Genomic DNA, 19,318 nt, shown 5'->3' with positions numbered 1-19,318 from the left:
CTTTTCAGTGGCTCGACCGCGCGCCTCAACAATCGGCAATCGCAAATCGGCAACCGGCAATAACAAAGCTGCCACTGGGGCTTGAACCCAGGACCTCCACCTTACCAAGGTGGCGCTCTACCACTGAGCTATGGCAGCGAGTTCGAAATCCTCCGCACACCGACCCGTAAACACCATCGATAGGGATGGCGCACCGGGGGCGTAGAAGGGCGGAAAGTATAAGTCACACAATGGGGTTGTCAACGAAGCGCGAGCATCCAATTTCCGGGAACGTTGGAGTGGGCCCTTTCCGCACGACCGTTGAGGGGTCCCAATGGTTGCCATTTTATCGCCCTGCGTATAGGAACAACGCCTGTTGCCGCGGAAAAGATTTCCCCAAAACCAACCACCTTCATGAAAACTCGCAACTGGCTCGCCCTGTGCCTTTTGGCCCTTTGCCCCCTCACCGCCCATGCCAACCATGGCCCGGGCACCTCCGGCGGTGGGAGCGCGACCATTTCCGGTGAAACGCTCGCGCAAGGGAAGTGGGATTTCTCACTTCGCCACGATTACACCAACTTTCAGGACATCAGCCGGGCCGGCGCCGAACGCCGGGCACTGAAAGCCGGTGGGTTTGATTCCATTTCCGAAAGTCATCTGACCACCGGCGGTGCCTCCTACGGCCTGACCGACGACCTGCAGATCAACGCAAGCATCGGATACTACAAGGGCAACGGCTTCATCGATGCCGAGGCCGACGGCGGCGATGTCGAGTCCGGCATCGCCGATCCCGAAGGTCTGACAGACCTTCAGTTTAACCTCAAGTACCGCCTGCTGAGCGGGCAGCCGGGCAATTTATCGGTCGTCGGTGGTGTGATTGCACCGACCGGGCGAGACGACGTCGCGCTCGATAACGGCGAAGTGCTCGAGCCTTCGAGCCAGCCGGGCACGGGTGCCTGGGCTTATCAGTTCGGGGTCGCTTATTCACGCTACCTGACCTCCCACGTGACCATCGACGCCAGCGGCCTTTACACCCTGCGAACCGAGCACGACAGCTTCGAGGTCGGCGACCGGCTCGACCTGGGCGTGGCGGTCGCGTACCGGCTGACCGATTCGGTGAAGCAGTTCCCGAACGTCAGTGTTTTCGGCGAGGTCAATGCAGTTTGGCTCGGGAAAGATGAGGCCGACGGCGCGAAGAACGACAACAGCGGCGGCTGGACGGTCTATCTCACTCCGGGTGTGCGTGTCCGAGTCAATGAGAACCTGGCGTTTACGGTCGCTCCCAGCTTCCCCGTGATCCAGGAACTCAACGGAGAACAGGTCGAGACGCGTTTTAAGCTGGCGGCGACGCTGGAACTTTCGATCTAATCGACGACACGTGTCAGAGCTGTCTGAAGAATTGATTACGCCCTGCCGGAGCGGACCGCGATGAATCGCCTTATTGCCGGAACCCTGTTGTCCCTTTTGTTCTGCCTGGCCGGATGTGGCACGACGCCGCCGGCCGCCGACGGCAGCAAGCACGCCGAGTGCCTGGTCTGCAAGCACAACGCCGACCTGGCGTGTGTGGATGTGGTCGTTGAGGGGAATACTCCGCACTGCTCGGCCGATGGGAAAACCTACTACTTCTGCAGTGAAGGTTGCTGCCGGAAGTTCCAGCAGAATCCCGCGAAGTACACCGGCAAATGACGACCGGCTGGAACTGGCTTTGGCCCCGCTTCGCGGCTAAACCATGGGCATGTCCACCGCCCCGCTGACGATCTATTGCAACGCCGCGTTTCCCGAACCCGCGATGGAGACGCTGTCCGCCGGCCTGGGAAATCACCAGCTGCTGATGCCCCCGCTGCTGCAGACATCGAATCTGGCGGCGGGCGGCTACGACCCGCTGCTGGCCAATGCCGATGTCGCGTTCGGGCAACCCGACCCTAAACAAGTCATCGAAACGCCCCGCCTGAAGTGGGTTCACCTGACGACCGCCGGTTACACGCGTTACGACACCGCCGAGCTGCGGTCGGCGATGGCGGCGCGGGGTGGAATTCTGACGACCAGCTCGCAGGTCTACGAAGAGCCATGCGCCGAGCACGTCTTTTCGTTCATGCTCGCACTGGCGCGGCAACTGCCCGAGATGATCCTCGAGCAGAAACACGAACGCAGTAACTTCCGCAGCTGGAAACAAGCCCACCACCGCAGCAATTCGCGGCTTCTGGTCGGACAGTCGGCGATGATCTACGGTTACGGCACCATCGCCCGGCGGCTGACGGAACTGCTCGCTCCTTTCCACATGAAACTGATTGGCGTGCGCCGCAAGATCGCCGGCGACGAGGGCATCATGATGGTGCCGACCGACCAAGCCGACGCGCATCTCGGGCAGGCGGATCACGTGATCAACATCCTCCCCGCCGCCGCCGGCACCGACCGTTACTTCAACGCCGAGCGGTTCATGCGGATGAAGCAGGGCAGCGTGTTTTACAACATCGGTCGAGGCAACACGGTCGATCAGGTTGCGATGATTGCGGCGCTCAAGAGCGGCCAGGTGTCGGCGGCGTATCTTGACGTCACCGATCCGGAGCCCCTGCCCAGGGATCACCCGCTGTGGGACGCACCCAACTGCTGGATCACCCCCCATACAGCGGGCGGCCACACGGACGAGTTCGCCCGCCTCGTGAAGCACTTTGTGGCGAACCTGGATCGTTACCTGCTCGGCGAGAAACTCGCCGACCGCGTCATCTGAACGAGTGTGACTTTTCAACCCGCGTTATCCACGTAACATGCTGCCAGCCGCCAGTCGCTCAAAAGGATATTGCTGAATGCCCGTAGCACGTCGTCCCGCTCCGCCCCTGCCGGCGTGTCCCCGCGTAAAGACCCTCGCAAAGGAAGTCCGTCGGTCGTACCCGACCGGTCGCCAGCAATACTCGCGGGCGTTTGTCGGCAGTCCGTTTGAAGTCAGCATCCACGCCAGCGACAAGCTGCCACAGGGGATTCGCGCCGTTCTTGTCACTTCGCTGAACGCCAGAGGTGCCAACGACTGCGTCGAAGTCCCCATGGAGCTTGTGAACGACAAGACGCTGTTTTGCCGCATCACGCCGGACCGGCCGGGACTTTTCTGGTTCCATGCCCAGGCATCGATGGACGGGGGAATGACCTGGATTCACGATCCGATCCCCGACGCGTGGGTTCTGGTCGACCCGCCTCAGGTCGATCACATGCGCCTTTACACGCTGATTCCGAGTGTGTCAGGCTCCATCGCCGACTGGGCGGCCGATCTGAAGCGAATCCGCGACATGGGGTTCAATACCGTCCACCTTCTGCCACTGACCGTGCTCGATACGTCGCAGAGCCCCTACTCGGCTCGCGAGCTGTTCGATATCGATCCCATGTATGGCGCTGCCGACTCGTATCAGAGCGGTCTGGCCCAGCTCGAGAACTTTGTCGAGGTCGCAAAAGCATTGGGAATGCGACTCTGCTTCGACCTGGTGCTGAATCACGTCGGCGTTGACAGCAATATCGTCAAGCGTGCACCGGAATGGATTGTCCCCGACCAGTCGAGCCCCGACGGGCTGCGTCGCGCGCGTTACTGGTGCGACAAAGGTTGGCTCTCATGGGACGACCTTGTGCTGATCGACTACGAGCACCCCTCGCGGCAAATCCGTGCCGACATCTGGCGCTACATGACGGAATACGCGCTGTTCTGGGCCAACTATGCCAGCCAGACCGATGGCTTCATTCGGTTCGACAATCTGCACAGCAGCGACAAGCGGTTTGTCGATTCGGTCACCGAGTCGCTCCGGGCGACTTACCCCAACGTGGGCGTGATCGCTGAGTACTTCACGGATTCCAGCACCCTGCTGTCGACCATTCCGCAGTGGAACCTGAACCTCATCCTGGCGACGCCCTGGGACAGCAAGTTCGTGCCCCAGTTGCGGGAGTACATCAAGTACATCCACTCGGTGTCGGAGCACGTGCGATTCTTCATGCCGGTGACGTCGCACGATTCGGGATCGCCGGCCCAGGAGTTCGGATCGGTTCAGTCGACGGTGCCGCGTTATGTCGCCGCGGCACTGCTGGGGACGGGTGCAACGGGCATAACGCAGGGTGTGGAATGGGGGATCGAGCGCAAGATCGAGTTCATCGGCAAGCAGCCACGCGTGGTGCCGGCGGAGTGCCCGCAGTTCGCCGGTTTTCTGCGGCGGGTGAACGACATTCTCGTTGCCGAGCCGGCATTCAGGCGTGGCGAGAACTGTCAATTTGTCGACAACAACCACCACGCACTGATGGCTGCCTTCCGGAAGGACGGCCGACCGGGACTGCCGGGGCTTCTGGTGATCTGCAATTTCGACATCGGCGGTGAGCACGCGTTTGAGGCGGACCTGTCGCCATTCCTCGGTGAGACGGGCCCGTTCAACTGCGTGGACCTTATCACGGGGCAGGAGCGGAGTTTCGCAAGTTCGCGGATAAGCCTGACGATGGCGCCGTGCGCGGCGTGTGTGTTGAAGTTTTAAATGGCGCAGAGCAACGCCTACTGACTTTGTCGCCGTACGCAACGCTGTCAGTTGGAAGGGTTTGTTGCCGCCAGCAATCCTGACCGGACCTGCAGAAAGCGAGCCATCCGCGGCAGGTCGGCGTTCATTGCCAACGCCTCGACCGTTGCTCGGCCTACTGCGGTGATGCCCAGGCAACGTCCTTCGTCCGTCAGCACAAAGTGAGCGTGCCAGTTCTGCTGAAGCGGATGAAGCAGGGGCAACACCGCACCCGTCAGAGGATCCGTCGCCATCAACTTATTTGACTTGTGAAGGCTGCAATTCGGACACTGAAGAACAAGGTTCGACTCGACCGTCGCACCGCTTCGGGACCTGGGAGTCACGTGATTGATGTGAAACACTGCCGCTTGACCGATCTGGGACAACTGGCAGTACCTGCAGTACCCCCGATCGCGATCAAGACCGCTCGGCGAAGTGCTTTCGAGATCGCTGACAGGCTCACGGGTTGCTCGGGGGCTGTAGTGCCAGGGCGATAATCTGCCCGAACTGAGCGACATTCACGAGAGTATTGAGCTCTTTGCGTTCAATTTCGCTGAGAAGCCCATCGGTATTGCGTTCAAGCAGCTCGTGCATGCGATCAGTGAGCTCATCCGACAGCACGGCAATATCGCTAAGCACCTTTCGCGGAACCGAGAATGTCACGGGGTCTGCTATTTGGACCATCACTACACTATATCAACCACGCCAATGATGGGTTTGAAATTCTGCCTGTCGTGCGCGCAGCGCCAGACTACCTCGCCGAACGGGGGCGAGAAGCTGACTGCCAGATTGGAACTCGATTAGAGCAATCTCACCGATCAAACTGCCCGTCGAACGCGATCGCCGACGGCTTGAAGTCGATCTTTCTCACCATCTGGCACGCCTCGGCTGCGCCGAACTCGCGGTCCATGCGGCTGTCTTCCCATTCCACGCTCAGCGGGCCCTGGTAGCCGACGTCGTTCAGCGCCACGATGATCCGCTTGAAGTCCACGTCGCCGTGACCGGGGCTGCGGAAGTCCCAGAATCGGCGCGGGTCGGCGAAGGTCGTGTGCCCGCCGAACACACCCACCTCGCCCGTGCCCTTGCCCCACCACGCGTCCTTGATGTGGCAGTGGAAGATGCGCTTGCCGAAGGCGTAGATGAACTTGATGTAGTCCACGCCCTGGTAGCCCAGGTGCGAGGGGTCGTAGTTGAAGCCGAACCGCTTGTGCTCCTTGATCGCCTTGATCGCCCGCTCGGTGCTGGCGATGTCGAACGCGATTTCAGTCGGGTGAACTTCCAGGGCGAAGTTGACGTCGACCTTGTCGAACTCGTTCAGGATCGGCGTCCAGCGCGTCGCGAAGTCGTCGAAGCCCTTCTGCCAGTATTCCTGGCTGGTCGGTGGGAAGGCGTAGATGCTGTGCCAGATGCTGCTGCCGGTGAAGCCGTTGACGACCGCGGGGAAGTCGATCTTTTCCGGGGCGGCTTCACGCAGCTTCCGGGCGGCCTTGGCGGTGTCGATCATGCGCTGCGCGGCGCGCTTGCGGACGCCTTCCGGCGAACCGTCGCCCCAGATTTCCGGCGGCAGGATGCTCTTGTGCCGCTCGTCGATCAGGTCGCACACCGCCTGGCCGACCAGGTGCGCGCTGATCGCGAAGTTCTTCAGGCCGTGCGCCTTGAGAATGTCCCAGCGGCCCTTGCAGTAGCCGGCGTCCTTATTGGCCTTTTCGACGTCGAAGTGATCCCCCCAGCAGGGCAGCTCGATGCCGTCGTAGCCCATCTTCTGAGCGAGTTTGCAGGCGGTTTCGAACGGAAGATCGGCCCACTGGCCGGTAAACAGGGTGACGGGACGAGCCATTGTTTTTCTCTCCTACGCGCAATTCCGAGGGCCATCCGCCCGGAGGGCCGGAAGGCCTGAACACCTTCACAATAGCCCGAATCACAGCGGAGGAACTTCCCCTTGTCAACGGTCTGGCCCGGCAACACTTGCGATTGGGGGGCGGGCCGTGCGAACATGGGCTTCATGATCCAACGCCTGGTCCTGGCCGTGGTCGTTCTCGTCATGTCGATGGCGGCACAACTGCCCGCCGCTGACCCAGCGCTGACACGCGTCCTGGTCTGGGACGAACGCCAGCCGGCCCAGAAGCAGGCCTACGACCCCTGGCTGGGCGACACCATCGCCGACTACCTTCGAAAGCAACCCGGATTTGAGGTCCGGTCCGTCGGCTTGTCGGATCCCGAACAGGGACTTTCCGATGCGATCCTCGACAGCACCGATGTCATCGTCTGGTGGGGTCACCAGAAGCACCGCGACGTACTACCGGCAACCGCCAAGCGGATCGCCGATCGGATCGAAGCGGGGAAATTGTCCCTTGTCGCCCTGCACTCGGCCCACTGGGCAACGCCGTTTGTCGAAGCAATGAACCGACGCGCCACCGCCGACGCGATGAAGCTGCTGACCGATGCCGAGAGGAAGTCGGCGAAGGTCACGTTCGTTACCCCCCTGCCCGGCAAGCCCCCGTCGAAGACCACGCCCATGACGCCGTCGGCCGAGAAAAAGGTCGATGCGGCGACGGGTCAGGTTGAGCTCATCATCCGGCTGCCGATCTGCTGCTTTCCGTCGTGGCGCAATGACGGCAAGCCGAGCCACGTCACTACGCTGCTCGCCGAGCACCCGATTGCCAAAGGCGTTCCGGCGAAGTTCGACATTCCGCACACGGAGATGTACGACGAGCCGTTCCATGTCCCCTCGCCGGACGCGGTGGTGTTCGAGGAAAAGTGGGACGCCGGGGAGCACTTTCGAAGCGGCATGGTCTGGAATGTAGGCAAAGGCAAGGTGTTCTACTTTCGACCCGGCCACGAAACACACGCGGTGTACAAGGAAGCGGCGCCGCTGAAGATTGTCGAGAACGCCTGTCGGTGGATGGCCGAAGCGCAGCGGTCGCGTGCCAACGGGATGCCGGCGCCAGCAGCGACCCATCTCGCCGCCGGGCAGCTCTGACGAGCGTCGGCTAGGTTCGAACCGGCCCATGGCGTCTGCTGGTTCCGGTGGGACAAGCAGTGCATTATGGGCGACGTTGAGGTAACGGGAAACAAGGAGATCAAGTGAAGCGGAAATGTAGTGTTCTCGCGGTTGCGATGTTTGCGTTGCTGGCGATTTCTGCGGCGGCCGTCCGCGCGGAGGATGCCCCCAAGGATTCCGCTGATCAGGTGACAGTTCGCGCTGCCGCGATCGCGTTTGCCGACCTCCTTGCCGACCCCGACTTCGCCAAGGCCAAGTCGGCGTTTGTGGGTAGCCAGGAACAGGTCGAACTCGCGCAGCACATGCACGCGGTCATTCATGCCAGAAAGAAACTGGTGGCCGCCGTCCTCAAGGCGATGCCAAATGAAAAGCCTCCGCAAGGCGACGACCTGACCGTCGAGGGCCTTAAGAAGCGGATGGCCCGGTATGAGGTCACTATTTCCGGCGACACCGCAACCGTCGGTCCGGACATCAAGCTTTCCAAGACCGGCGGTGCCTGGAAGGTGGCGGATATTGCGGCAAACCCCAACGGAAGGCAGGTCGTTACCACACTCTTCCCCGCGATGACCGCCGCGATGATGGAAGTGATTCCCGATGTCGAAGCCGGGAAGTTCAAAACGCCGAAGGAGATGGAACAGGCGATGCGTCCGAAGATGCAGGCGGCCATGAAGGCCCTGGACGAAAAGATGAAGGCAGCGGCGACAAAGCCGTCGAAGTAGGACGGCGTTCATCGCTCGCCGGACTGTTGCCTTAAGTCTCCACCGATTCCGTCCACACGCCTGCCCAGTAGTGGCCCTGGCGTCCTATCACGTAGATCGTCACACGTGGCGATCCGACTCGCACGACGGCCAGGTCTTGCAGGCGATCCTGAAGCAGACGCTTTAGCGTCGCGAACCGCTCGGCGTCAGTGGACCGAAGCAACGGTTCGAAGAAGGTGTCGAACGGGATGGTCTCGACCGGCGAGCGCTCTTTGGAGTTGGCGATCGCGGACTCGACGGCGCTTCGTTTTCCGCGTTTCCATCGGAACGGAATCAGCGGCGCATCGGTCTCACTCGGGTAGAGCAAGCCTTCGACGGCGGCGGCGAGGTCGTTGGGGATTGGGTCGTTCATTTGGGTATCGATGCTGCGGAGCCGGACTGCACGGTCAGTCTCGCGAAAACCGATTCGCATCCACCGGCGGAATGACCACTTTGTCCTGTCGCTGCCGCAGCGTTTCGGCCACGTCCGGCTTGAGCCTGTCGAAGAACCTCAGCTTCGTCTTGCGTTCGATCTCCGCCGGCGTCGTCCGAAACTTGGCCCAGTCGTCGCCGACCTTGGTCTGGTCGTTGGGCATGATGACTGCGATCACCCGTGCCGACGCTGAAATCGACTGCGGCTCGTCGGTCGGCTTGCCCGTGTCCGGGATCGCGACGACCACTTTCCAGCACTCGGCGGGGACGACGACCTTCCCGTAGCCGACCGTCTCCTTGTAGCCGTTCAATCCTGTGCCGCCCCGCCCCGCCGGGCCGGTGATGACATAGACCCGCTGCCGCTTCTGGCCGACAAGGTCCCGGGTGTAGTTTTCCAGGTTGTTCCAGGCTTTCTGGTTCACGTTCGCGGCCTGCGGGATGATATTGCTGGTGTAGAAGGTGCTGGCGACCTTGTCGCGGTCGCCGCCGCGGTCTCCCTTGGGGCACATGTGTCCGCGGTCAAACCCCGAGCCGGTGTAGTCGCGATGGCCGATCTGCTTGAAAGGTGGCGGCAGCATCGGGTCGGCAAGGAACTCGACCTCCCGGGGGGACTGCCCGAAGTCGGCCCGGATGATCCGCCAACTGACCCAGTTCGCCGTGCCCAGATCGTCGTTGAACGACAAGGCGTACGCCGGGCGGACGACCAGGTAGTTGTCGCGCCGGGCAATGCTGGTCGTCGCTTGGCTGGGGTTTCCCAGCGTCAGGTTGGGTGTGTCGATCTGCGGAGCCGGCGTCGTGCCGTCGGGGGAAGAGCCCGCGACGGTCGTCGTTCCAGGGGGAGGCGGTGGCGTCGACGGCGCTGGCACGGCTGCCTGCGTCACCGACGGTGACACCGGCTGCGTCGAAACGGCGGTGGTTTTCCCATTCTGGCGCAAATACATCACGCCGCCCACCACCACGGCACCGGCGGCTAGCACGCCCAGAAGGATCTGCAGCGGCCGCGGCAGCCGGACGAATCCCGCGGCAAGTCGGCCGACGTCGATCTGGTTGTCGCGGTTTTGGTTCATGGGGCAGGTAACTTAGCCGTCTGAGGGTAGTGAGGCGAGTTGGGTTGGGAAAACCATCTTCCCCAGAAAATTCGGGTAGTGCGTGAAGAACCCGTCCCCGGCGCGCAACGATGGAGGTGTCGGACCCGGTCCCGCCGCGTGGCGCGGCTGCGGCCGGACCGGAATTCCTCGGGAGCCAGCAATGATCAAGAGCAAGTTGGGTTTAGCGGTAGCGTGCGCACTGTTGTCGATGGGCGTGACCTCTGCCACCTTCGGGCAGGAACAGCCGCAGCCCGGCCAGCCCGGACAAGGCCAGCCCGGCCAGCCCGGACAGCGTGGCGGCCGTGGCAACTTTGACCCTGCCGCCTTCCGCGAGCAGATGAACCAGCGCACCCGCGAGCGCCTTGGCGCCAGCGAGGAAGAGTGGAAGGTCCTTCAGCCCCGGATCGAAAAGGTCCAGACCGCGCAGCGCAACTACAGCAGCAGCGGCCGTGGCGGCTTCGGTGGCGGCCCGGGCGGCCCTCCCGGTGGCCCCGGTGGCCGTACCCGCGGCGGCGACGCGCAGCCCGCCGGTGCCACGACACCCGCAGAGTCCCCCGTCGCCAAAGCGGCGGCCGAACTCCGCGCCGTGACCGAGAACAAGGAAGCCGCCGCCGCCGACGTCAAAGCCAAGCTCGACGCCTACCGCGCCGCCAAGGCCAAGGCCAAGGAAGAGCTGGCGTTGGCACAGAAGGAACTGACCGAGTTGCTAACCCCCAAGCAGGAAGCCGTGATGGTGAGCATGGGAATGCTGGACTGATCGGCCGGCGACCGCGTTCTGCCGAACGCATCAACTGACTAAGGCGCGGGGCGAGTCTCGGTATGGGAGGCTCGTCCCGCGTTCTTGTTTACCAGCGGTAGGACCGGTTGAGGCGCAGCCTTTTCGCGCCGTCGATGGTCGCCCGCTGCCTTGTTACATTCATGTCAAGACGGGTGCATCGGCCTTCCGCTGCCGATAGCATTCTGAGGATGAAAGTCGCGATCATTTTGTTCGTCGGTCTGTCGCTGGCCAGTGCATTGTTCGCCGCTCCGGGCAACGGGTCTAAGCCGATGATTGAATGGGTAGCCCATCGCGGTGAGTCGGCCGATGCACCCGAGAACACGATGTCGGCGTATAAGCTGGCGTGGGAGCGCGGGGTCGCGGCCGCGGAACTCGACGTACACCTGACCAAGGACGGGCAGCTGATCCTTACCCACGACGCCGACACGTCTCGCACGGCCGGCCAGAAACTGATCGTCAAGGACAGCACGGTCGAAGAACTACAGAAGCTCGACGTCGGCTCCTGGAAGAGCCCGAAGTACGCCGGCGAGAAAATGCCGCTGTTGGAAGACGTCGTCCGAACCATCCCCGACGGCCGCCGACTCTTTATTGAAGTCAAGATCGGCGCCGAGGCGGTGCCGGAACTGGTCCGCGTTCTGAACAAAGTCGGAAAGAAGCCGGAGCAGACCCCGGTCATCAGCTTTAAGCTCGACACGTGCATCGCAGCAAAGAAAGCGTTGCCGAAGGTCAAGGTCTACTACCTGGCGGCACAGAAAAAGGACAAGCAGACGGGCAAATGGTCGCCGAGCAATGAAGAGTTGATCGCTTTGGCGAAGCAGCATGGCTTCGACGGGCTTGACCTGGCGTACAAGGGTCCGATCGACGCGGATTTCGTGAAATCTGCCAAGGCGGCGGGTTTGGATGTGCTGGTGTGGACGGTCGACGAGCCGGCCGACGCCCGCCGAATGATTGAAGCGGGTGTGGACGCGATCACGTCCAATCACCCGGCATGGTTGTCGCAACAGGTCAAGTAGAACTCGGGCCGCCGCCGCGACGCGCGCCATGCAGAATGTGCCTGTCCCTCGGACGGTCCCGCCTCGGGTCCGAAGTGATGGTCATCTCCCATAGTTCCGCCGCCCTGGGACGGCGGTCCGCACCCGACCATCCTGCCATCGGCCCGATGTCCTGCGGCACCTCGTCGGACGCAAGTGCTTTTCATTTCATGCCATAGCGATCGATTGACCGGTCGGTCGATTTCTTCGATCCTGATACGCTGATACATATCAGTGGCGATCGGTGTGAGAACGGGTTGCCAGCCGTAGTATGTGCTTGCTCGACGTAGTGCAGGACATCCCGCGAAGCTCGAAAGACGTTGCCCGGAACCGATGACGAACCTCCAACTTGCCATCCAGTTTTTCCTTCAGATCGCGCTGATCCTGTCGTTCTGCCGCGTGGTTGGCATAGTTGCCGCCCGGTTCGGCCAGCCGCAGGTCGTCGCCGAGATGATCGCCGGTGTATTGCTCGGGCCGTCGCTGCTGGGGTTGTTCTTTCCCGGTGCGTCGAAGGTGCTGTTCCCGCCAGACTCGATGAAGGTGCTCTTCCCCGTCTCGCAGCTGGGATTGGCGCTGTACATGTTCGTGGTGGGGATGGAATTTCGTGTGGACATCGTCCGCAAGCGCATGGGCAGTGCGATAGCGGTTTCGCTGGCCGGGATGGCGGCGCCGTTTGTGCTCGGCGGGTTACTGGGCTGGTACTTTCACGCGCATACCGAGCTTTTCCCCGCGAAGACAAGCCTGGCCGAGGCGGTCCTATTTCTCGGCGCATCCATGTGCATCACGGCGTTCCCGATGCTGGCACGCATCATCCATTTCAAGGGGCTCTCGGGGACGACGATGGGTACGGTCGCCCTGGGTGCAGGCGCGATCGACGATGCTGCTGCCTGGTGCCTGCTGGCGATCGTCCTGGCGAGTTTCGACGGGAACATGTCGCACGCGGTACTGAACATTGCCGGTGGCGTGGGCTACGTTGCGGTGACACTGATGGTCATTCGCCCGTTGCTGGCTAGGTGGCTGCGAGACGTACGGGAGGCCGAGCAGTTCACGGACTCGCAGTTTGTCGTCTGCCTGAGTTTGCTCGCGCTGGGCGCGTGGATCACCGATGCGATCGGCCTGCACGCGGTGTTCGGCGCATTCGTCATGGGGGCGGCCATGCCCCGCGGCGTCGTATCGCAGGGCCTGATCACTCGCATCCAGCCGCTGACCGTCGCCCTTCTGCTGCCGATGTTCTTCACGTTCTCAGGGCTTAATACGCAAATCGGACTGCTCAAAACCGTCTACCTTTGGGAGATCGCGATCGTCGTGCTTCTGGCGGCGGTCGTGGGCAAGGGTGTCGCGTGCTGGCTGGCGGCGCGGGCAACCGGGCTGCCCAACCGCGAGGCCCTTGGTATCGGCACGCTGATGAACGCCCGCGGGCTGATGGAACTGATCATCATCAACATCGGTCTGCAGCGAGGCATCATCTCACCGGAACTGTTCGCGGTGCTCGTCATCATGGCGATCGTGACCACGCTGATGGCGTCGCCGATCTTCGAACTGCTCGTCGGCCGTCACTCGAAGAAGATCGCCGACGCCGAACGAGAACTCGATCTGTCTGCGAGTCAGCCCGCGACCGCCAGTCCCAAGGCGGACGGCTGACCTTCCTGCCGGGACGGACGTGATTCCCGCATCGACCTGCTGTCTGCTGGCGTTACTCGGGATTCGCATCGCCGGGCTTGCGCTTCGCGCCTTTGCCCTTGGGTAGAGGTGGAACGGCTTCCGGCTCGCCCGGTGCCGGGTCCTGCTGCTTCAGCCAGGTGTCGTAACCCTTCTGGCGAGGGCCGGTGTACTTGTAGCCGTCGAAGATGCGGCCATTGCCGAGCGCCCTGGGGTCCTTCTCGGCTTTGAGCATCGTCATCATCTGGTACTGCAGCTTTTCCAACTGATCGCGGTAAGCCAGGTCTTGTGCGAGGTTGTGAACGGTTTCGGGGTCGTCGCGCAACTTGTAGAGCTCGTCCGCCGGGCGTTTGCCGAAGCACAGTTCAAAGAAGTGGCCGCCAATGCGCTTGATGAGCTCTTTCGACGGGCTCGGATCGCAGTTGCCGAAGTCGGTCTCGGGGTTGCCCACCGGCCAGCGCTCGGGCATGAAGTTGTGGACGTACAGAAAATCCTTCGTACGGATGGCCCGAACCGGGTAGCCCATATCATCCGGCCGGCCGATGTCGTGCCGTTCCTTGCCGACGAGCATCACGTCGCGGTTCTCGACCCAGCCGGACTTGTCTGACTTGAGGATGCCGACAAGGCTTCTGCCGCTCATCTGTTCGTGCGGTTTCTGGCCGGCCAGTTCCATGTAGGTCGGCGCCAGGTCGCGGACGTTGATGAAGTCCTCCACCACGCGACCGGGCTTGATCGCCTTGCCCCACCGCATCACCAGCGGCAGGCGGAATCCGTCTTCGTGAATTTGGCCTTTGACGTAGGGGAACGGCATGCCGTGATCGGACGTCACGATGACCAGCGTGTTGTCGAGAATGCCCGCTTCTTCGAGCGACTTGAGCGCCCGGCCGATGTGGGCATCGGCGTATTCCACTTCAATCGCGTAGTCGGCCAGATCGCTTCGGACGGTGGGCGTATCGGGAAGGTAGGCTGGCACCTTAATGTCTTCCAGCTTCTTCCCCAGCCGTACGCCGGAGCCGGCTTCATAAGCGCGATGGGGCTCGTGAAAGCCCATCCAGAAGCTGAACGGCTTGCCCGCCGGGCGCTGCTTAAGGAACGCGTCGAAGTTGGCGGCATAGTCGATTTTCCCGATGCCCGAAGCCGGCGCATTGGCCGCCTTGGCCGCGTCGAAACTCGGCCCGGCGGGATTGCGCGTGAAGCCCTGACTCTTGAAATCGCCCGGTCCCCAACCCTTGCCGGTCAGTCCGACCGTGTAGCCGGCCTGCTCGATCAGCTCGGGATAAACGGCGAACTTCCGCGGGAAGATGCCGTTGTGACACATCAGCTCTTCGTTCTGCCAGGCGTTGCGGCCGGTCAGAATGCTTGCCCGGCAGGGGCTGCACTTGGGGTTAGAGGTGAAGGCGTTCTTGAAAAGCACGCCTTCTTTCGCGACGCGGTCGAGGTTAGGCGTTTTCACCCAGTCGCAGCCGTATGCCCCGGCGTGCTGCCAGCCGAAGTCGTCGAAGATGATGAACAGGACGTTCGGCCGATCGACCGGAGGCGCATCGGCCGCACGCGAAGCGCATGCGGCGCAGATTGAGGCAATCAGCGTAAGTGCCGTGGCGAAGTTCCGCATTTCAACTCCTCTGATTGGCGCGTGGACCGCCTGCGCAACGAAGGCTACGCCGGTTTCGCGCCGGGCTGTCCGGCCTCGACCACGAACGACGCTCGGGTCAGGATATTCCCGCCCGGTTTCGTGACATCAGGGACGACCACGAAATCGCTTCGCCATTCCTTAGGCGTCAGCGTGCAGCGGACGTAACCCCGCTCGGCGTTGTGGTACTTCACGCAGGCGTTCTCGGCATGGATTTCGGCCAGGCCTTTGGGTTTCTCGAACCCGTTTCCGCCGCTGCTGATGCTGGTGCCGACGAACTCGGTCGCGACGACCGGCAGCTCCGGCTTGCGGTCGTCGACGCGGAGGTCGTTGACGAAGTTGACGTGGATATCGCCGGTCAGCACGACGGGATTGGGCACCCGCCGATCGTGGAGGAACTGCAGCATCGCCCCGCGTTCCCACGCGTACCCGGGCCACTGGTCCATGCTGTAGAGCTTCTCGTCGCCGGCGGTGCGATCGACCATGCCCATCATGACCTGCTGCGCGAGCACGTTCCAGGTCGAGGTCGATTGGAGCAACGACGCCTGCAGCCAGTCGCGCTGACGGGTTCCCAACAGTGTTCCGTAGGGATCGAGCGCGCCGCCGACAATGTCGGACTTTTTGTCGTCGTTGGGCTGGTCGGTGCGATACTGACGGGTGTCGAGAACGGCAAAGTCGGCGAGTCTTCCGAACGAGGATCTCCGGTAGAGTCGCATGTTCGGGCCATTTGGCAGGCAGGCGGCGCGGAGGGGCATCATTTCGTAGTAGGCCTGATAGGCCGCGGCGCGGCGGACCAGGAAGTCGACCGGATCGACATGCTTCTGCTCCGAGATGTGTCCGGCGCAGTTGTTGTCGAACTCGTGGTCGTCCCAGGTGACGAACCAGGGGCATGTCGCGTGCATCCCGTGCAGCAGCGGGTCCGAGCGATACAGTGAGTGCCGAACGCGGTATTCGCCGAGCGTCTCGATCTCACGGCCGATATGCGCACGAACCTTGCCCTTGGTCGCCGCGCCCTCGTAGATGTAGTCGCCGAGATGGAAGACCAGGTCCAGGTCATCCCGCGCCATCTGTTCGTACGCCGTGAACAGCCCGGTTTCGTAGTGCTGGCAGGAGGCGAATGCGAACTTCAATTTCTCCGGCGACGCGGTGGCCTGGGGCATGGTGCGTGTCCGGCCGACGGGGCTCACGGCGTCGGCGGCGCGAAAGCGATACCAGTACCAGCGGTCGGGACTGAGCCCGCGCGGCTCCACGTGCACCGAGTGCCCGAGCTGCGGTGTCGCGATCGTAGTGCCTTTGCGGACGATCTTTTTGAAGGCGTCATCCTCGGCGAGCTCCCAAGAGACTTCGACCATCTTCGGCGGCATGCCGCCATCCGGCTCAAGGGGACTGGGCGCGAGCCGGGTCCAGAGGACGAGGGAGCTTGGATCAGGGTCCCCCGAGGCGACGCCGAGCGTAAAGGGGTTGCTGGCGAATGTGGTGACGGCCTCGCTGGCGTCCGACTGCCGAGCCAGCAGCGGAAGCGCGGCCATCGAGGCGGCACATCCCAGAAATAATCGCCGCGTGATCCCGCCTTCATGGGCGGCTGCCTCTCTTATGCGTTTCAGATCCAGCATGGCGCGGTCCTCCTCTGGTTGGGGTCGTGATTGGCGGTGAGTTTACCGCGGGCTCTGAGCCTACCCTATCCGGCAGTCGGGCGCGTTTCGTTTTGATGAATTGATAAAGGTTGCCGTCGCGATCCGGTCGCTACAGTCCTGGGTCGGCACGCGGGGCCAAAGCCGACGCCACGTAGGGTCCGCCTTGGCGGACGCCCCTTTTCGCTACCGCTTTTCCCTGCCCGATTTCGCCGCGCGGCTTCGCGTTTTGGTCCGCCAAGGCGGACCCTACGGCAACTGCGCAGTCACATTCGCGATGCTCGGCAGTCGCTGCACCAGCGCATCCGGGCCTCGATATCGGGCATCCCGATTTTCTCGGCTTCGATAAACCGGAGCCTGCTCAGCAAGCCGTGCCGATTGGCGATCTGGATCGCCAGGCCCGGGCGGGCGTTGGCTTCGAGCACGACGGGGCCGAGGTTGGCATCGAGAACGAAGTCTACGCCGACGTATTCCATCTCCAGCCCGTCGGCCAGGCGCATGGACGCGATCATCAGCTCGTGCCACTGCGGAAGCTGAACGCCGGCGATCGCGACTTTGGTGTCGGGATGGACCGTGACGGCCCGGTTTTCGCACACGCCGCCGAACGTGATACCCGTTGCCAGATCGACCGCCGCCGCGACCGCCCCCTGGTGCAGGTTCGCCTTGCCGCGCGACGCCCTGGTCGGGAGCCGGACCATCGCCATCACGGGGATGCGGCGATAGAGGATGATCCGCACATCGGGCGTGCCACCGACGGCGATGGTGTCGAACACGTCATGGCGGACGATGCGCTGCTCGACGATCACCTTGTCGGGCTGGCCCCCGAGCGAATACAGGCCCGACAGCGCGTTCTCCAGGTGATACCGCAGGTCCTCGGTCGTCAGCTCCGTGCCTCCGGCGGTGATGAAGATATCGTCCCGGCGATCGACGACGACGATGATGCCCCGTCCCTCTGCCCCTCGCGACGGCTTGATGACGAAATCCCGCCGATCGCCGACGAGCTGGCCGAACTTACGGATGTCGCCCATCCAATGGATGACCGCATAGGTCTGCGGCACGGGAATGCCATGCTTCTCGCAGATCAACTTGGTCTGCACCTTGTCGTCGACGCGCGGGTAATTTGCGCGCGGATTGCCCGGCAGCACGAACTCGGCGTTGCGCTGGTTCATGCCGAGAATGCCAAGGGCCCGCAGATCGCGGGGCCGGGGGAAGCGCAGTAGTCGCGACAGCATTACGCCTCCCCTTTCTTCGATTCGACCAGGTCGCGGAATCGCCACAACTCAGTCAGGCGATACCCCGAAAACCGCCCCAGCAGCACCATCGCGGCGATCGTGTACAGGTGTACTTCGGGGTACGACAGCACGAACTGGCCCATGCGTTCCCAGCGGAGCACCAGGTAGCAGCAGACGCCGACGACGACCGTTCCGCCCAGCAGCCTGAACGCAAAGATCATGCTGTCTTCCTCGCTGGTCAGGTAAAACCGCTCGACGGTCATCGTCAGGATGACCATCGGCAGGATCACGGCCTGGGCGCTGGGGGTGAGGTTGAAGTAGTCGAGCACCGACACGGTGAAAACGATCATCAGCACGACCAGCGTGAGCATCGCGCCGAGTCTTGGAACCAGCAGCAGTTTGAGTCGGTCCAGCAAGGTTCGGCTGGTCAGCCCCAGCGTCAGCACGATGACGAATGTCAGCAGCCCGGTGGACCACTCGGCGTAAACGAAGCTCAAGGCCAGCAGTGTCGGCGTGAACGTACCGAATGTTCGAATGCCGACGATCGTCCGGAATATTCCCGTCACCAGCGCCCCTAGCGGCATGAGCAGGATGATCTGCAAGGGCTCATGCATCTCCAGGGGAAGCCTTGCCAGGTCGAGAATCGCCGACGGCTTGCCATGGCCGTATCGCATTGCGCCGGGGCCGGGTGGGAGCCGTTTGACTTCGAATCGCACGTCGAGCGAGGAGATCTCCGTTCCGCTGACCACGTCAATTCCGTCACGCCGGACGGGCACGATGTTGGGCGGAAGCTTTGCCGCGAAGCCGCCGGCAGGGTCGTAAGGAACCCATTTGTCCCCTTCGAGCGCTTCGGCCCAGGTATGGACGGCGAAATGATCGGCGGCCTCGATCTTGAACCCGGTCACGATACGGGCGGGGATGTTCAGCGCCCGGCAGAGGGTGACCATCAAACGGGCACACCCCACATCGGAACCCGTTCCGGTTCTCAGGACCGTAACGACGTCGCTCGCTCCCTCCGTCTCGTCCTCGATCGACTGACTGCAGAAGTCGAAGACAGACCTTGCGATGCTCAAGCCGGGTCGCGTCGGCATACGCGCGATCGCGTCTCGCACCGAGGGGTCTGTAGTCGGGAACATGCCGCCGGGCTTCAGGTACAGGTCACGGTCGGCCTGGGTCTTCGGGACGTCGGGTTCGCGTGGCGACCACTGCGGCGTGGGGCTGACGTGTACATCGAATCGTGCCGTCAGCGTGTGCTCGCCGACACGACCGGCGACGAGCGAGAATTCGCGCGCCAGCCCCCGCGACGACCGCATTCGCCCCGCCGACAGGCCTGAATACAGGATGTCTTCGTGGAAGACCTTTGCAAAGTTCGTGTCTGACGGCAACGCGACTCGAAGGCGAGCGCCCGGATGCGTCGCCTGGAATGCTGCCTTGTAAGTGACTCGCCAAAGCGTGTCCCCGGGCACGGCCTGCGCTTCGTTGCGGGCCTGCCGGCGCAGCGCTATCAGCGCCGTGCCGATCAACACCAGGATCACCGCCACCCAACGCGTCACTGCTCGTAAGCTCAAGTCGACTCCTTCTAACGCCTGCCCCGCTCTCGCAGGCT

General features: G+C 62.8%; 18 protein-coding genes, 1 tRNA gene and 1 pseudogene. 9 read left to right on the top strand and 11 right to left on the bottom strand.

The window, feature by feature from the left end; genetic code table 11:
* Positions 1–66: 66 nt before the first annotated feature.
* Positions 67–138 (bottom strand) — tRNA-Thr (locus IPV69_RS23815).
* 255 nt (positions 139–393) lie between these two features.
* Between IPV69_RS23815 and IPV69_RS23810 the strand changes: the two genes are divergently transcribed.
* The 4 genes from IPV69_RS23810 (at position 394) to IPV69_RS23795 (ending at position 4,475) form a co-directional block, all read left to right on the top strand.
* A complete protein-coding gene (locus tag IPV69_RS23810) occupies positions 394–1,347 on the top strand; it encodes a transporter (protein ID WP_206292227.1) in 954 nt (317 codons plus the stop codon).
* A 60-nt stretch (positions 1,348–1,407) separates the two neighbouring features.
* Positions 1,408–1,665: a YHS domain-containing protein gene (locus IPV69_RS23805; RefSeq protein WP_206292226.1), complete on the top strand. Its 258-nt coding sequence runs from the start codon at positions 1,408–1,410 to the stop codon at positions 1,663–1,665.
* Between the two features lie 49 nt (positions 1,666–1,714).
* Positions 1,715–2,707: a D-2-hydroxyacid dehydrogenase gene (locus tag IPV69_RS23800; RefSeq protein ID WP_206292225.1), complete on the top strand. Its 993-nt coding sequence runs from the start codon at positions 1,715–1,717 to the stop codon at positions 2,705–2,707.
* 76 nt (positions 2,708–2,783) lie between these two features.
* On the top strand, positions 2,784–4,475 hold the full coding sequence (locus tag IPV69_RS23795; RefSeq protein WP_206292224.1) for an alpha-amylase family glycosyl hydrolase: 1,692 nt from the start codon (positions 2,784–2,786) through the stop codon (positions 4,473–4,475).
* A 47-nt stretch (positions 4,476–4,522) separates the two neighbouring features.
* Here the strand turns inward: IPV69_RS23795 and IPV69_RS23790 are convergent, their stop codons facing one another.
* The 4 genes and pseudogenes from IPV69_RS23790 to IPV69_RS23780 all read right to left on the bottom strand — a co-directional run bounded on the left by IPV69_RS23790 (position 4,523) and on the right by IPV69_RS23780 (position 6,330).
* Positions 4,523–4,747: a hypothetical protein gene (locus IPV69_RS23790; protein ID WP_241179946.1), complete on the bottom strand. Its 225-nt coding sequence runs from the start codon at positions 4,745–4,747 to the stop codon at positions 4,523–4,525.
* A 15-nt stretch (positions 4,748–4,762) separates the two neighbouring features.
* Positions 4,763–5,011 (bottom strand): annotated as a pseudogene (locus tag IPV69_RS28005) (HNH endonuclease); the annotation flags it as partial.
* On the bottom strand, positions 4,953–5,156 hold the full coding sequence (locus IPV69_RS23785; protein WP_206292222.1) for a hypothetical protein: 204 nt from the start codon (positions 5,154–5,156) through the stop codon (positions 4,953–4,955). The gene IPV69_RS23785 and the pseudogene IPV69_RS28005, both read right to left, overlap by 59 nt.
* A 148-nt stretch (positions 5,157–5,304) precedes the next feature.
* Positions 5,305–6,330 (bottom strand): sugar phosphate isomerase/epimerase family protein, encoded by a 1,026-nt coding sequence (locus IPV69_RS23780; RefSeq protein WP_206292221.1) that lies wholly within the window; start codon positions 6,328–6,330, stop codon positions 5,305–5,307.
* 102 nt (positions 6,331–6,432) lie between these two features.
* On the opposite strand from IPV69_RS23780, the gene IPV69_RS23775 reads away from it, so the two are divergent.
* Positions 6,433–7,473 (top strand): ThuA domain-containing protein, encoded by a 1,041-nt coding sequence (locus tag IPV69_RS23775; RefSeq protein ID WP_206292220.1) that lies wholly within the window; start codon positions 6,433–6,435, stop codon positions 7,471–7,473.
* 104 nt (positions 7,474–7,577) lie between these two features.
* Positions 7,578–8,213 (top strand): hypothetical protein, encoded by a 636-nt coding sequence (locus tag IPV69_RS23770; protein ID WP_206292219.1) that lies wholly within the window; start codon positions 7,578–7,580, stop codon positions 8,211–8,213.
* Positions 8,214–8,244: 31 nt separating this feature from the next.
* Here IPV69_RS23770 and IPV69_RS23765 read toward each other — a convergent pair whose 3' ends face one another.
* Complete coding sequence (locus IPV69_RS23765; RefSeq protein WP_206292218.1) at positions 8,245–8,604, bottom strand: nuclease A inhibitor family protein; 360 nt, start codon at positions 8,602–8,604, stop codon at positions 8,245–8,247.
* A gap of 34 nt (positions 8,605–8,638) precedes the next feature.
* A complete protein-coding gene (locus IPV69_RS23760) occupies positions 8,639–9,730 on the bottom strand; it encodes a DNA/RNA non-specific endonuclease (RefSeq protein WP_206292217.1) in 1,092 nt (363 codons plus the stop codon).
* Positions 9,731–9,911: 181 nt separating this feature from the next.
* Between IPV69_RS23760 and IPV69_RS23755 the strand changes: the two genes are divergently transcribed.
* The 3 genes from IPV69_RS23755 to IPV69_RS23745 all read left to right on the top strand — a co-directional run bounded on the left by IPV69_RS23755 (position 9,912) and on the right by IPV69_RS23745 (position 13,201).
* Positions 9,912–10,508, top strand: a complete 597-nt coding sequence (locus IPV69_RS23755) for a hypothetical protein (RefSeq protein ID WP_206292216.1) — start codon at positions 9,912–9,914, stop codon at positions 10,506–10,508.
* A 209-nt stretch (positions 10,509–10,717) separates the two neighbouring features.
* Positions 10,718–11,542 (top strand): glycerophosphodiester phosphodiesterase, encoded by an 825-nt coding sequence (locus IPV69_RS23750; protein ID WP_206292215.1) that lies wholly within the window; start codon positions 10,718–10,720, stop codon positions 11,540–11,542.
* 351 nt (positions 11,543–11,893) lie between these two features.
* Positions 11,894–13,201: a cation:proton antiporter domain-containing protein gene (locus IPV69_RS23745; protein ID WP_206292214.1), complete on the top strand. Its 1,308-nt coding sequence runs from the start codon at positions 11,894–11,896 to the stop codon at positions 13,199–13,201.
* 52 nt (positions 13,202–13,253) lie between these two features.
* Here the strand turns inward: IPV69_RS23745 and IPV69_RS23740 are convergent, their stop codons facing one another.
* The 4 genes from IPV69_RS23740 to IPV69_RS23725 form a co-directional block, all read right to left on the bottom strand.
* A complete protein-coding gene (locus IPV69_RS23740; RefSeq protein WP_206292213.1) occupies positions 13,254–14,831 on the bottom strand; it encodes a sulfatase family protein in 1,578 nt (525 codons plus the stop codon).
* A gap of 44 nt (positions 14,832–14,875) precedes the next feature.
* Positions 14,876–16,462, bottom strand: a complete 1,587-nt coding sequence (locus IPV69_RS23735; protein WP_206292212.1) for an alkaline phosphatase D family protein — start codon at positions 16,460–16,462, stop codon at positions 14,876–14,878.
* A gap of 284 nt (positions 16,463–16,746) precedes the next feature.
* A complete protein-coding gene (locus tag IPV69_RS23730; RefSeq protein ID WP_206292211.1) occupies positions 16,747–17,712 on the bottom strand; it encodes an alpha-L-glutamate ligase-like protein in 966 nt (321 codons plus the stop codon).
* Positions 17,712–19,280, bottom strand: a complete 1,569-nt coding sequence (locus tag IPV69_RS23725) for a 7TM domain-containing protein (protein ID WP_206292210.1) — start codon at positions 19,278–19,280, stop codon at positions 17,712–17,714. Before IPV69_RS23725 ends, IPV69_RS23730 begins: the two co-directional genes overlap by 1 nt.
* Positions 19,281–19,318 lie beyond the last annotated feature (38 nt).

The organism is Humisphaera borealis (assembly GCF_015169395.1).
GTDB lineage: Bacteria > Planctomycetota > Phycisphaerae > Tepidisphaerales > Tepidisphaeraceae > Humisphaera > Humisphaera borealis.
The sequence above is the reverse complement of the archived record's forward strand: the minus strand, read 5'-3'. Positions and strand labels throughout refer to the sequence as shown.